Source organism: Stenotrophomonas sp. P5_B8, from assembly GCF_054049855.1.
This window is the reverse complement of the sequence record NZ_JBFULO010000079.1, coordinates 1-12,822: the sequence shown is the minus strand read 5'-3', so window position 1 is coordinate 12,822 and position 12,822 is coordinate 1. Positions and strand designations below refer to the sequence as shown.

General features: G+C 68.3%; 13 protein-coding genes. 7 read left to right on the top strand and 6 right to left on the bottom strand.

Going from position 1 to position 12,822, the window contains the following annotated elements:
- Positions 1-788 (bottom strand): LysR substrate-binding domain-containing protein (locus ACXJKH_RS06745; RefSeq protein WP_457318851.1); only part of this gene is annotated, 788 nt, incomplete at its 3' end.
- Positions 789-879: 91 nt separating this feature from the next.
- Between ACXJKH_RS06745 and ACXJKH_RS06740 the strand changes: the two genes are divergently transcribed.
- On the top strand, positions 880-1,887 hold the full coding sequence (locus ACXJKH_RS06740) for a zinc-binding alcohol dehydrogenase family protein (protein WP_457318849.1): 1,008 nt from the start codon (positions 880-882) through the stop codon (positions 1,885-1,887).
- A gap of 47 nt (positions 1,888-1,934) precedes the next feature.
- Positions 1,935-2,588 (top strand): oxygen-insensitive NAD(P)H nitroreductase, encoded by a 654-nt coding sequence (gene nfsB, locus ACXJKH_RS06735; protein WP_457318847.1) that lies wholly within the window; start codon positions 1,935-1,937, stop codon positions 2,586-2,588.
- Between the two features lie 6 nt (positions 2,589-2,594).
- Here nfsB and ACXJKH_RS06730 read toward each other — a convergent pair whose 3' ends face one another.
- On the bottom strand, positions 2,595-3,209 hold the full coding sequence (locus tag ACXJKH_RS06730) for a glutathione S-transferase (protein ID WP_457318845.1): 615 nt from the start codon (positions 3,207-3,209) through the stop codon (positions 2,595-2,597).
- On the opposite strand from ACXJKH_RS06730, the gene rmuC reads away from it, so the two are divergent.
- The 4 genes from rmuC to ACXJKH_RS06710 all read left to right on the top strand — a co-directional run bounded on the left by rmuC (position 3,123) and on the right by ACXJKH_RS06710 (position 6,156).
- On the top strand, positions 3,123-4,706 hold the full coding sequence (gene rmuC, locus ACXJKH_RS06725) for a DNA recombination protein RmuC (RefSeq protein ID WP_457318843.1): 1,584 nt from the start codon (positions 3,123-3,125) through the stop codon (positions 4,704-4,706). The genes ACXJKH_RS06730 and rmuC overlap by 87 nt on opposite strands.
- A 74-nt stretch (positions 4,707-4,780) precedes the next feature.
- A complete protein-coding gene (locus ACXJKH_RS06720; RefSeq protein WP_256776108.1) occupies positions 4,781-5,149 on the top strand; it encodes a hypothetical protein in 369 nt (122 codons plus the stop codon).
- A gap of 56 nt (positions 5,150-5,205) precedes the next feature.
- Positions 5,206-5,766: a glutathione peroxidase gene (locus ACXJKH_RS06715; protein ID WP_457318841.1), complete on the top strand. Its 561-nt coding sequence runs from the start codon at positions 5,206-5,208 to the stop codon at positions 5,764-5,766.
- A gap of 99 nt (positions 5,767-5,865) precedes the next feature.
- Positions 5,866-6,156 (top strand): DUF6916 family protein, encoded by a 291-nt coding sequence (locus ACXJKH_RS06710; RefSeq protein ID WP_256776110.1) that lies wholly within the window; start codon positions 5,866-5,868, stop codon positions 6,154-6,156.
- On the opposite strand, the gene ACXJKH_RS06705 is transcribed toward ACXJKH_RS06710, so the two are convergent.
- The 4 genes from ACXJKH_RS06705 to ACXJKH_RS06690 are packed head-to-tail and all read right to left on the bottom strand — an operon-like array spanning position 6,149 to position 8,398.
- Positions 6,149-6,712, bottom strand: a complete 564-nt coding sequence (locus ACXJKH_RS06705) for a GNAT family N-acetyltransferase (protein ID WP_457318838.1) — start codon at positions 6,710-6,712, stop codon at positions 6,149-6,151. The two genes, ACXJKH_RS06710 and ACXJKH_RS06705, sit on opposite strands and share 8 nt — an antisense overlap.
- Positions 6,712-7,251, bottom strand: a complete 540-nt coding sequence (locus ACXJKH_RS06700; protein WP_256776112.1) for a phage tail protein — start codon at positions 7,249-7,251, stop codon at positions 6,712-6,714. The genes ACXJKH_RS06705 and ACXJKH_RS06700 overlap by 1 nt, the downstream gene beginning before the upstream one ends.
- Before the next feature lie 30 nt (positions 7,252-7,281).
- On the bottom strand, positions 7,282-7,812 hold the full coding sequence (locus tag ACXJKH_RS06695) for a phage tail protein (RefSeq protein ID WP_256776113.1): 531 nt from the start codon (positions 7,810-7,812) through the stop codon (positions 7,282-7,284).
- A 52-nt stretch (positions 7,813-7,864) separates the two neighbouring features.
- Positions 7,865-8,398, bottom strand: coding sequence for a phage tail protein (locus ACXJKH_RS06690; protein WP_457318835.1), 534 nt, complete (start codon positions 8,396-8,398; stop codon positions 7,865-7,867).
- Between the two features lie 269 nt (positions 8,399-8,667).
- Between ACXJKH_RS06690 and ACXJKH_RS06685 the strand changes: the two genes are divergently transcribed.
- The coding region (locus ACXJKH_RS06685; protein ID WP_457318833.1) for a beta strand repeat-containing protein at positions 8,668-12,822 on the top strand (4,155 nt) is incomplete at its 3' end.

Sequence of the window (12,822 nt, the reverse complement as noted above, 5' to 3'; positions counted from 1 at the left end):
CCACCGAGCAGCACCTGCAGGCGGCCGGCGCGGACATCCCCGCACACATCCAGCCAGGACTTGAACACGATGCCTTCGCCGGCCACGGCCCAGCGCCGCACCACATCGGCATCGTCGCAGACCATGTTGCTGCGCACCGGCACCACCACCCGGCGGCCATCAACCTCGAAGTTCCAGCGGTCGTAGGCGCGGCCGGCCAGCTGGTAGAGCAGACAGTGGTGGTCCTTGAGCGCCTCCAGGGTGGCTGGCGCGCCGTGCCGGGCCAGGTAATCGGGAGAGGCCGCCAGTACCCGGCGGTTGCCCGGCAGCAACGGCAGGGCGACGTAGCTGGCGTTGTCGAAGCGACCGAGCCGGAAAGCGATGTCGACCGGGTCGCGGAACACATCGGCAACCTGGTCGGACAGGTGCAGGCGTAGCTGCAGCCTGGGATGCGCCGCGCGGAATTCGCTCAACCACGGCAGCAGCACGTTGCGGCCCAGGTCCGACGGCGCGGCCACCTGCAGCACGCCGCGCAGCTCGGCGTCCTCGCCCCGCACCCGCGCCTGGCCTTCGCTCAGGGTGGCCAGCACCTCCTGCGCATAGGGCAGGTACAGCGCGCCTTCGGCGGTCAGGCGCAGGCTGCGGGTGGAGCGCACGAACAGGCGCAGATCCAGCTCGCGTTCCAGCCGCGCCACGGCCGCGGCGACCTGGCCGGGCAGCAGGTCGGCCTCGCGGGCGGCATTGGAGAAGCTGCCCAGCGCCGCCGTACGCACGAACAGCCCCAGGTCGTCGATGCGGACCATTTTCATTCCTGCAGTGAAAGTGCTGCCCGATTTTGCGCCTTTCTGCCGGCCGGGGTGAAGCGCAGGCTGTGGGTCTTCCCGAACGGACTTGCCCTCGATGAAAGCAATCGCCTATACCCAGCACGGCCTGCCGATCAGCGACCCGCGCGCGCTGCAGGACATTACCCTGCCGATCCCCAGCCCCGGCCCGCGTGACCTGCGCGTGGAAGTACGGGCGATCTCGGTCAACCCGGTCGATACCAAGGTGCGCAACGGCGTGGCCGTGGACGAACCGCGCGTGCTCGGCTGGGATGCGGTCGGGATCGTGGACGCGATTGGCAGCGAGGTCAGCCTGTTCCAGCCCGGCGATGCGGTGTTCTACGCCGGGGCGATCGGCCGTCCGGGCAGCAATGCCGAGTACCAGCTGGTGGATGAGCGCATCGTCGGGCACAAGCCGGCCAGCCTGGACGATGCCGCCGCTGCGGCATTGCCGCTGACCGCGATCACCGCCTGGGAGCTGCTGTTCGATCGGCTGTGCATCCCCGAGGGCGGTGGCCAAGGCCAGACCCTGCTGGTGATCGGCGCCGCCGGTGGCGTGGGTTCGATCCTGATCCAGTTGGCGCGTCAGCTGACGCAGCTGACCGTCATCGGCACCGCGTCGCGTCCGGAGACCCAGGACTGGGTGTATGCGTTGGGCGCCCACCATGTGATCGATCATTCGCAGCCGCTTTCCGATGGCCTGCAGCGTCTGGGCATCGACGCCGTCGCGCACGTGGCCAGCCTCACCCACACCGACCAGCACTACGACCAGATTGTGGCCGTGCTGGCGCCGCAGGGCCGGCTGGCGCTGATCGACGATCCGGGCCAGCTGGATGTGATGGCGCTCAAGCGCAAGAGCCTGTCGCTGCACTGGGAGTCGATGTTCACCCGCTCCAGCTTCAACACCCCGGACCTGCAGCGTCAGCACGACCTGCTCGAACGTGTCGCCGCGCTGGTCGATGCCGGCGTGCTGCGCACCACCCTGGGCGAGCACTACGGCCGCATCAATGCCGCCAACCTGCGCCAGGCCCATGCACTGATCGAGAGCCAGCGCGCGCGCGGCAAGCTGGTCCTCGAAGGCTTCTGAGTCCCCCTGCACCCCGCACCCCTGTATCCCCCACGGAACCGATCCACATGACCCTCGCACCGGTGGCGCGCCGCCGCCACACCACCAAGGCCTACGACCCCACTCGCGCGCTGCCGCCAGCGGTGCTGCACGATCTGCTCGACGTGCTGCACCACGCGCCCTCGTCGGTGAATTCGCAGCCCTGGCATTTCCTGGTGGCTGCCAGTGATGCGGCGCGTGCGCGCATCGCCCGTGCCACCCAGCCCCACCAGCCGTTCAACACGGCCAAGATCACCGACGCCTCGCACGTGATCGTGTTCGCCACCCGCACCGGCATCGACGATGCCTACCTGGCGCAGATAATCGAACAGGAAACCGCCGATGGCCGTTACCCCAGCGACGAAGCGCGCGAGGGCCAGCGCGGCGCACTGCACCACTTCGTGGACCTGCACCGGCATACGCTGGGCGATGTGGAGCACTGGATGCAGAAGCAGACGTACCTGGCGTTGGGCACGCTGTTGCTGGCTGCCGGCGTGCATGGCGTGGACGCCACCCCGATGGAAGGCTTCGATGCCGCGGTGCTGGATGCCGAGCTGGGCCTGCGCGAACGCGGCCTGACCAGCGTGGTGCTGGTGGCGCTGGGCTACGGCAGCGAGGCCAACTTCAACGCCGACCTGCCCAAGTCGCGGCTGCCGCGCGAACAGGTGTTCACCCACCTCTGAGGGCTGTCAGGGCACGCCGTTGTCCACGTGCAGGGCGAAGCCCGGACGTGGCCGCAGGCGCGCGAACCAGGCGTCCACGGCCGGCAGTGCCGGTTTGTCGCCCGGGGTCAGGCGCCATCGCTGGGTCGACAGGCCCAGCACCACGTCGGCCAGGCTGAACCCGGGCCCGGCAACGTGCGCACCGGTGTGCGCCAACTGCGTGTCCAGCACGCCCATCAAACGGTGCCATTGCGCGAGGCTGGATGCCGCCGCCGCCGTATCTGCGTAATCCGGATGCCGGCGGACGCCGGCCATGAACGCATAGCGCCATGCGTTGTTGAGATCGGTGGCCTGCCAGTCCATCCACTGTTCCACCCGCGCCCGTGCCTGCGGTGCCTGCGGCAGGAGGTCGTGCCGCCCTTCGCGGGTGGCCAGGTAGCGGCAGATGCTGTTGGACTCCCACAGCACGAAGTCGTCATCGCGCAGTACCGTGCAGCTCCAACATGGATACGCCCGGCGCAGCCAATGAGACCGGCTCAGCCTACACTTGCCGTCATGCAAACCGAATTCCTCATTCTCGGCGGCCTGGTCTGTGCCGTCCTTGTCCTGCAGCTGGTGGTCCTGCTGCGGCGTTCCCAGCATGGCGGCCTGGAGCAGAGCCTGCGCGAAGAGGCGCGGGTGGGCCGCAGCGAACTGCGCGAGCAGCTCGAAGGCCTGGGCCGGCAGCAGGATGCGCGGCTGGAGACCTTCGCCCGCGCGCTGACCGAGCTGTCCACCCGCACCGACCAGCGCCTGGACCTGCTGCGCGACGCGCTGGGCGAAGACGCGCGCAAGGCCCGCGAGGAAGGCACCCAGGCCCAACAGCGCACCGGTGAACTGCTGGCCCTGCGCCTGCAGGACATGCGCGCACAACTGGAGGTCTTCGGCCATCAGCAGCAGGCCCGCATTGAAGCCTTCGGCCAACAGCTGGTGGAGCTGACCACCCGTACCGACGGGCACATGGCCGCGCTGCGCCAGGCCCTGGCCGAAGACGCGCGCAAGGGGCGCGAGGAAACCGCACAGTCGCAGCAGCGCCTGGCCGAATCGCTGGGCCAGCGCCTGCAGGACATGACCCAGCGCAACGAGACGCGCATCGGCGAAATGCGCGCCACGCTCGAGCAGCAGCTCAAGAGCCTGCAGAGCGACAACGCCGAAAAGCTCGATCAGATGCGGGTCACCGTCGATGAAAAACTGCAGACCACGCTGGAAGCTCGGCTGGGTGCCTCGTTCCAGCTGGTCTCCGACCGCCTGGAACAGGTACAGCGCGGGCTGGGCGAAATGCAGCAGCTGGCCACCGGCGTGGGCGACCTCAAGCGGGTGCTGACCAACGTCAAGAACCGCGGCAGCTGGGGCGAAGTGCAGCTGGACAACATCCTCGAGCAGACCCTCACCCAGGAGCAGTACGCGCGCGGGGTGAAGGTACGCCCGGACAGCGGCGAGATCGTCGATATCGCCGTGCGCCTGCCCGGCCGCGGGCATGACGACACCCCGGTGTGGCTGCCGATCGATTCCAAGTTTCCGCGCGAGGACTACGAACGCCTGCTCGATGCGCAGGAACAGGGCGACGTCGACGGCGTGCGCGTACAGGGCACCCAGCTGGAACGCGCGATCCGCATCCAGGCCAAGTCGATCTGCGACAAGTACATCGCGCCGCCGCACACCACTGATTTCGCGGTGATGTTCCTGCCCACCGAGGGTCTGTACGCCGAAGTGATCCGCCGTCCCGGCCTGGTCGACCTGCTGCAGCGCGAGCACCGGGTGGTGGTGGCCGGACCGACCACCGTCACCGCGCTGCTCAACAGCCTGCAGATGGGCTTCCGTACGTTGGCCATCGAACAGCGCTCCAGCGAAGTGTGGGGCCTGCTCGGGGCGGTCAAGAGCGAGTTCGGCAAGTTTGCCGGCATCCTCGAAAAGGCCGAGAAGCAGATCAGCACCGTCGGCCGCAGCCTCGGCGAGGCCAGCCGCAAGACCCGCACCATCGAACGCCGCCTGCGCGGGGTGGAGTCGCTCAGCGCCGAACAGAGCCAGGAGCTGCTGGAGGAGATCCCCGGCGAGGACGAGGACAGCGCGGCAGACGAGCGGGCCGACGCGGCGGAGTGACACGTGGCGTACATGCAATGCATGCAGGTGATCGCGCATGCTATGGCATCTGCCGATCGTTCAAGGAAGCCCGCATGCGCCTGACCCTGTTGTTGTCCCTGCTGTTGGCCCTGGCCGGCTGCGCCAGTACCTCGCCCTCGCCCGAAGACGCCGCATCGGTGGCCGCCGCGACGGCGGCCAAACAGGCTGCCGACTGCGCCGCCAGCGGCGGCGCGCTGCAGCCGCTGGGCCGCCTGCAGCGCGTGCAGTGCGTGGTGGCCTATCCCGATGCCGGCAAAACCTGCAGCGCCAAAGCCGAGTGCACCGGCCAGTGTCTGGCGCAGGGCCAGGTGGCACCGGGCGCCAAGGCCACCGGCCAATGCCAGCGCGATGTCAGCCAGAACTTCGGCTGCCGTCAGCGCATCGACGGCGGCGTGGCGATCGGCACGATCTGCGTCGACTGACATTCCCATGGCATCGCCATCGCGTGCCTCCCTTTTTCCAATGCAAGGAACCTGCAGTGACCCAGACCGTCTACGACATCCCCGTCAACACCATTGAAGGCCAGCCGTCCTCGCTGGCCGATTACCGCGGCAAGGTGCTGCTGGTGGTCAACGTCGCCTCCAAGTGCGGCCTGACTCCCCAGTACGAAGGCCTGCAGAAGCTGTACGCCGACAAGCACGACGCGGGTCTGGAAGTGCTGGGCTTCCCGGCCAACAACTTCCTGGCCCAGGAGCCGGGCAGCGAGGCGGAGATCCAGCAATTCTGCCAGCTGGAATACGACGTGAGCTTCCCGCTGTTCGCCAAGATCAGCGTGGCCGGTGCCGATACGCATCCGCTGTACCAGCAGCTCACCGCTGCCCAGCCGGCCGCCACCGGCGAAGGCCCGATGCGCGAGAAGCTGCAGGGCGCGGTGGCCAAGTACCCCGAGCTGGTGGTCAACCCGGCGCCGGGCGTGCTGTGGAACTTCGAAAAGTTCCTGGTGGGCCGCGATGGTCAGGTCATCGCCCGCTTCGCCCCGGACGTGCCGGCTGACGATGCGCGCCTGGTGGCGGCGATCGACGCGGCGCTGGCGGCCTGATCCACGCGCGGTGCATCGCGTGGCGCTTGTGCGCGCCACGCGATGCAGCGAGGATGTTCGATGCCGCTACGCCTGCGGTACGTGACTGGGGAACGGGACATGGAGTTGTTGACGCTTGAACACTTTGCCGGTTGCGTGAACGAGACGTTCGCCGCCGAGTTCGATGGCATGCAGATGGAGTTCGTGCTGGTCGAGGCGCGGCCACTGCCGCAGACGCGCGCGGATACCGCACGTGCGCCGTTCTCGCTGCTGTTCCGCAATGGCGCGCCGATCGTCTTTCCGCAGCAGATCTATCCGATGCGGCATGCGCGGGTGGGCGAGGTGGGCATCTTCCTGGTGCCGATCGCGCAGGAACGTGCCGGCTTCCTGTACCAGGCCGTGTTCAACTGAGGGGACGGCGCGTGGGCTCCCAGCGCATGGGCAGGTAAAGTTCGCCCGCCGCCGCCGCCGAGGTGGCGACAAACCCCATCCGCTGGTACAAGCGCAACGCAGCGTGGTTGTGCTGCATCACATGCAGCCGCAGCGCGCGACCGCGTCCCGCACAGGCCTGTTGTTGGCAACCGATCACCGCCGTGCCGATACCGGTGCCGCGCGATGACGGCAGCAGGCTGATGTCCACGATGAGATCTTCCTCACCTTCTTCATCGACATAGAAGCGCCCCACCGGCTGGTCTTCGCGCAGGATCGCCAGGTAATGCGCGCGCGGGTGCTGGGCCAGGTAGTGCTGGTGCTGGGCCACGAACTGCTGCGACAGGAACTGCCACTTGGCAGCGTCCGGCCAGGGCACCGACCGGAGTTCCTCTTCGCGCGTGCTCGCATACAGCTGCACCAGCCAGGGCAGGTCATCGCCGCGCAGCGCGCGCCATTGCCAGCCGGTGTCCCCGGCGACCCCGGCCAGCGCTGGGCGCCGCTCCGGAGGGAACGGCGCCAGCGTCGCGGGCAGCATCAGTCGAACGCAGGGTAATCGCCCTGCAGGGCAATGCAGAAGTTCACCGCCAGGTAGGGCTGCTGGTTGTTGTGTGGCTGGTTGCCACCGCTGTTGGGTAGCAGCATGGACGGGGACAGCGGCGTGTCCGGCGTTGCATTGCTGAAGGGCTTGACGGCGTTGGACCCGGGCTGGGAAAGACCACCACCGGCAACCGGTACGCCGCTGCGCTTACTGGTGTCGGTCTGCGCGAACGCGGTCAGCGTGTGCGCATGTGCGGGCATTTCCAATGTGCTCAAGGCCACCTGGGAGACGCCGAACGTGTCGCCGATCGAGCGGGGGGTCAGGCCGTTGCCGGTGCCCGTCCCTCCACCAGCGCGGGCGCTGAAGTTGGGCAGCTGGAAGGTGACGGTGCCGTTGCCGCCGTACTGGATGCCGAGCAGCGAAAACAGGGCGGTGTTCTGCTGGATCGCCAGCGTAGCGCCGTTGCAGAACGCCCATCCGTTAGGGGCGAAGTTGAAGCCGAACGGCTGGATCTGTCCGATGTAAGGTTCGGTCATGTCGGTTCTCTGGGCGTAACGAAGGAAGGGTCAGGGCTGCTGCGGGAAGATGCCGGCCCAGGCGATGCAGTACTGCACCGTCAGGGTGGGCATGCAGTTCTCGTGCGCCTGGTTGCCACCGCTGCTGGTCACGGCCAACGCCTCCATCGCCAGTGCGGTCGCCCCGTTGGTGTCGGTGACATAGAAGGTCTCGCCACTGACGGCGCCCGGTATCGCGGTGGCGGCGGGCGCCTCCAGCGTGGCCACCCCGCTGGAGACCGACAGCGCATGGGTGTGGGCCGGCATCTGTGGCAGGGTCAGCGTGACCGACTCGGTTCCGGACACCACGCCCAGCGGGCGATTGCTGAGCCCCGGGCCCTGGCCCATGTGCACCGGCACGCGGCCGCGCATGTCCGGCACGGCGAAGGTGCTCTGGCCGTCACCGCCAAAGGTCGTGCCTAGCAGCGCGAAGAGCACTTCGTACTCTGCGATCGGTATCAGTGCGCCGTTGCAGCCAAGCCATCCACTGGGAACGCGGTTGAATCCGAACATACGGATTTCGCCGACGAAAGGTACGCTCATCTGATCATGCTCCTTGTGAGTAACGCATGGCCGGCAACGGCCGGCCCCGTGATCAACTGCGGGAGGGGAAGATTCCCTGCAGCGCGATGCAGAAGTTGAGCGTGGCGTAGGGCTGCATGTTCGGATGGGGCTGGGTGCTGCCTGCCGGGGCGACCGACGACGGTGCCTGTGCAACCAGCGCGCCACCCTGGGCTGCATACAGCTTGGTCGTGCCGCCGCCAGCGAACGTGCGCCCGGTGGGGTTGCGGTTGTCGCCGGCAGCGGCCACGCCCACGACCTGGTGGCCATGCGCAGGCAACTGCGTGGGCAACAGGGTCACGTTCTCGGTCCCGGCCTGCTGACCGATCTGCATGGCCGGCGGCTGCCATGCTCCATCGGCCGATAGCGCATACGCGACGGGCGTGCGCCCGCGCATATCCGGCAGGCCGAAGGTGGTGACGCCATTGCCGCCGTACTGCACGCCCAGTAGTGAAAACAAAGCCTGGTTCTGGTTGATGGGCAGCAATTGCCCGTTGCATTGCGCGAAATACTTGGGTGCAAAATTGAACCCGGCCATCATGATCTGGCCGATGAAGAATTCGCTCATCTGATCCCCCTTGGATGCTGAGCGCGGCGCCGGACTGGCGCGCAGCTACTCTGAACGCCATTCAGGCTGTTCACAAGTCCCGTTGCTGGGGGCCTTTCTTCGACACGGGGACTCTGTTCCAATGGCGCCAAAGGGGGGAGGCGTGGAATGCCTGCCGCTGGCGACGTCAAGGAACGACGGGAGCATCATGCTCCCGGGGCAGCCGGCACGGGACGCGCACCTCGATGTTGTTCTGCATCCAGGTGGATTCTTTCCAAGGGGGAAAGGTCATGGCACTCCGTACCCGATACGCGCGTACCGCGCGTGTTTTCTCGACCGTGTTCGTCCTGTTCTGCGCCGCGCTGTGCTGGTCCAGCGCCGCGTGGGCCGCGCATACCTCGTCGATCTGTCCGGCCCAGTCGGCAACCGTGGGCAATGGCGGCACCGTGGCGATCAACGTCACCGCCTGCGCCAATCCGATCGCCTTGGCCGGCGAGGGAGCCGTGGACGGCCCGCAGCTGCCATCGCACGGCACCGCCAACCTGCGCATCACCGGCGGCAGCTGGTTCGTCGACTACGGTCACAACGGCGACGCCGCCACCAGTGATGTCTTCGAATTCTCCGACACCGATGGCGACATTGTCCGGGTCGCGGTCACCATCACCCCGGCCAACTCCACGATCGTGGTCGCACCGGCCGCGCTCACCCTGACCGCCGGCACGGCGGTATCGCAGACGCTCAGCGCCAGCGGCGGCACTGCACCGTATACCTTCACGCTGCAAGCCGGTACCCCGCCGGCTGGCATCACCGTCAACGCCGGTGTGATCAGTGGCACGCCCACCCAGCGCGGCGCGTACACCTTCACCGTGCGCGCCACCGATGCCACCTCGGCCACCGCCGACAAGACCTACAGCGGCACGGTGCAGAATCCCAGCCTCACCCTGTCACCGACCGCCGCCACGGCCATCCAGGGCGTGGCGTTCTCGCAGACGCTGACCACCATCGGCGGCGTTGCGCCCTTCGCCTACGCGATGGAAGCCAGCAGCCTTCCCACCGGGTTGTCACTCTCTGCAGGCGGGGTGATCAGCGGTACCGCCACGGCAGCCCCCGGTACCTATCCGGTGACCATCCGCGTCACCGACAGCAGCACCGGCACCGGCACCTACTTCGAGGTGGAGAACTTCACCCTGACGGTGAGCGCGGCGCCCAGCGTCAGCATCGCCGTGGCACCGGCCAGCGTCAGCGAGGATGGGGGGACCAACCTGGTCTACACCGTCACCCGCAGCCTCAACCTGTCCTCGCCGACCGTGGTCAACCTGACCACCGGCGGCACGGCGACCAGTGGCGTGGATTACACCGGCGGCGTCGCCACGGTGTCCATTCCCTCGGGCGCCACCACTGCCACGGTCACCATCAACCCGACCGCCGACGCTACCGTGGAAGCCGACGAAACGGTGATTCTCACCGTCGCTGCCGGCAGCGGCTACACCGTCGGTGCGCCGGCCAGCGCTACCGGCACGATCCTCAATGACGATGTGCCCACGGCATCGATCACGGTGTCCCCGGCCACGGTCAACGAAGACAGCGGCACCCCGCTGGTCTACACCGTCACCCTGGACCAGCCGAGCCTAGTGCCGCTGTCGATCGCCTACACCGTCGGCGGTACCGCCACCAGCGGCACCGACTACGCGGCGGTGTCCTCGCCGCTGTCGATTGCAGCCGGGGCCACCAGCGGGACGATCACCGTCACGCCCACGGCCGACAGCAGCGTGGAAGCCAATGAGACCGTGGTGCTGACGCTGGCTGCAGGCACCGGTTATGGCGTCGGCGCACCGACAAGTGCGACCGGCACGATCCTTGACGACGACCAGCCGGCGTTGAGCATCAATGACGTCAGCCTCAATGAAGGCGACAGCGGCACCACGGCGTTCACCTTCACCGTGTCGCTCAACGCGCCGGCGGGCCCGGGCGGGGTCAGCTTCGACATCGCCACCGCCAACGGCACCGCCACCGCCGGCAGCGACTATGTCGCCCAGGCACTGACCGGGCAGACCATTGCGGCGGGAAGCAGCAGCGCGACCTTCACCGTGCTGGTCAACGGCGACACGTTCAACGAACCCAACGAAACTTTCCTGGTCAATGTGAGCAACGTCACCGGTGCCACCGTCGCCGACGCGCAGGGCCTGGGTACGATCGTCAATGATGATGCGCTGCCGTCGCTGTCGATCAATGACACCTCGGTAACCGAGGGCAACGCCGGCACGGTCACCGCCACGCTGACGGTGACGTTGTCGGCGGCCAGCGGGCAGACGGTCTCCGTCAACTACGCCACCGCCAATGCCAGCGCCGTCGCGCCCACCGACTACGTCAGCGCCAGCGGCACGCTGACCTTCGCACCCGGCGCGACCACCCAGACCATTGCGGTCACCGTCAACGGCGACACCACGCCGGAAGCCGACGAGACCTTCGCGGTCAATCTGACCGCACCCACCAATGCCACCCTCGCCGATGCGCAGGGCATCGTGACCGTGCTCAACGATGACCAGCCGGTCACCGTCGCGCCGGCGGTGCTGCCGCCTCCGGCGATCGCCGTTGCCTACAGCCAGACCATCGTCGCCAGCGGCGGCAGTGGCAGCTACAGCTATGCGGTCACCACCGGCTCGCTGCCGCCGGGCCTGACCCTGAGCGCGGGCGGGGTGCTTTCCGGTACACCCACCGCTGGCGGCTCATATCCCTTCACGGTGACCGCGACCGATACCAGTGCCGCGCCGGGTCCTTACACCGGTGCGCAGGCCTACGTGCTCACCGTGGGTGCACCCACGCTGGTGCTGCCGGGTGGCCCACTGCCGGGGGCGACGCTCGCCCAGCCGTATACCGTCACCGTCGGCCCGGCCAGCGGCGGCACCGCGCCGTACTCCTATGCGATCACCGCCGGCAGCGTGCCGCCGGGATTGAACCTGGCCGGCACCGGTGTGATCAGCGGGACGCCGACCACGCTGGGCACGTTCAACTTCACCGTTACCGCCACTGACAGCAGCACCGGCGTGGGTGCACCGTATTCGGTCAGCACCGCGATGGCGATCACCGTGGCCGATGGCCTGCCGGTCGCTGGCAATGTCAGCACCTCGGTGGCCTACGGTGCGCCGGCCGCGCCGGTGACGCTCGCGCTGTCGGGCGGGGCGGCCAATTCAGTGGCGGTCGGTACCGCACCGCTGCACGGCACCGCCACGGTGACCGGCCCGACCTCGATCAGCTACCAGCCGGCAGCAGGCTTCGCCGGCAGTGACAGCTTCACCTACACCGCCAGCAACGGCACCGGCACTTCAGCGCCGGGCACGGTGACGGTCAGCGTGGGCACCCCGACCATCACCGTCAGCGCCAACAGCGTGTTCTCGGCGGTGGCCGGCGTGCCTTACAGCCAGACCTTCACCTGGTCCGGCGGCGCTGCGCCTTACAGCGGCTACCAGGTGGCCAACCTGCCGGCCGGCCTGTCGATCACCGCGAGCACCGTCGACAGCGTCACCGTCAGCGGTACCCCGACCCAGGCCGGCAGCTTCAACCTGCAGGCCTCGGCGACCGACAGCAGCACCGGCACCGGTCCGTTCACCACCGGCCAGGGCTTCGTGCTGAACGTGGCCAGCCCGACCCTGACAGTGACCCCGGCCACCTTGTCACCGGCCACGGCGGGCAGTGCCTACCAGCAGCCGATCACCGCTGCCGGCGGCGTCGCACCGTACACCTACGCGTTGAACGGCACGCTGCCCAGCGGCGTGGCGTTCGACACAGGCACCGGTGTGTTGTCGGGTACGCCGACCCAGGCGGGCAGCTTCGCGCTGATCGTCACTGTCACCGACAGCACCACCGGCACCCCGGCCAGCGTGGTCCAGAACTACACGCTGCAGGTGGCCACGCCCACGCTGAGCCTGACGCCGGCCGCCGGCGCCCTGACCCCGACCACGGCGGGCAGCGCCTACCAGGTAGCCTTCGCTGCCGGCGGCGGCGTAGCGCCGTACACCTTCGCCATCACCACTGGCACCCTGCCGGCGGGCCTGGCGCTGGATGCTGCCAGCGGTCGCCTGTCGGGGACGCCCACCGCGGTGGGCACGGTTGCCTTCAGCGTGACCGCCACCGACAGCACCACCGGCACCCCGGCCACCGTGACCCAGGCTTACACGCTCAGCGTGGCTGCGCCGGTGCTGACGCTGACCCCGTCGACCCTGCCGGCCGGGTTGTTCGCCAACGCCTACCAGCAGCAGCTCTCCACCAGCGGTGGCACCRCCCCGTACACCTACGCGGTAACCACCGGCGCGCTGCCCGGCGGCCTGGCGTTGGCCGCATCCGGCGCGCTTACCGGCACGCCCACCGCAGCCGGTGCGTTCGCTTTCACGGTGACCGCCACCGATGCACTTGGCTTCACCGGCACGCGCGATTACACCGTGCAGGTC

Bases quoted from the DNA above. Each gene is read 5' to 3' on its own strand.
- ACXJKH_RS06705 (WP_457318838.1), bottom strand. From the start codon at position 6,712: ATGCTGCCCGCGACGCTGGCGCCGTTCCCTCCGGAGCGGCGCCCAGCG.
- ACXJKH_RS06720 (WP_256776108.1), top strand. From the start codon at position 4,781: ATGCGCCTGACCCTGTTGTTGTCCCTGCTGTTGGCCCTGGCCGGCTGC.
- ACXJKH_RS06730 (WP_457318845.1), bottom strand. From the start codon at position 3,209: ATGCTGGGAACGCCGCAGCAGGACCACCAGCTGCAGGACAAGGACGGC.
- ACXJKH_RS06695 (WP_256776113.1), bottom strand. From the start codon at position 7,812: ATGAGCGTACCTTTCGTCGGCGAAATCCGTATGTTCGGATTCAACCGC.
- rmuC (WP_457318843.1), top strand. From the start codon at position 3,123: ATGCAAACCGAATTCCTCATTCTCGGCGGCCTGGTCTGTGCCGTCCTT.
- ACXJKH_RS06740 (WP_457318849.1), top strand. From the start codon at position 880: ATGAAAGCAATCGCCTATACCCAGCACGGCCTGCCGATCAGCGACCCG.
- ACXJKH_RS06710 (WP_256776110.1), top strand. From the start codon at position 5,866: ATGGAGTTGTTGACGCTTGAACACTTTGCCGGTTGCGTGAACGAGACG.
- ACXJKH_RS06690 (WP_457318835.1), bottom strand. From the start codon at position 8,398: ATGAGCGAATTCTTCATCGGCCAGATCATGATGGCCGGGTTCAATTTT.
- nfsB (WP_457318847.1), top strand. From the start codon at position 1,935: ATGACCCTCGCACCGGTGGCGCGCCGCCGCCACACCACCAAGGCCTAC.
- ACXJKH_RS06700 (WP_256776112.1), bottom strand. From the start codon at position 7,251: ATGACCGAACCTTACATCGGACAGATCCAGCCGTTCGGCTTCAACTTC.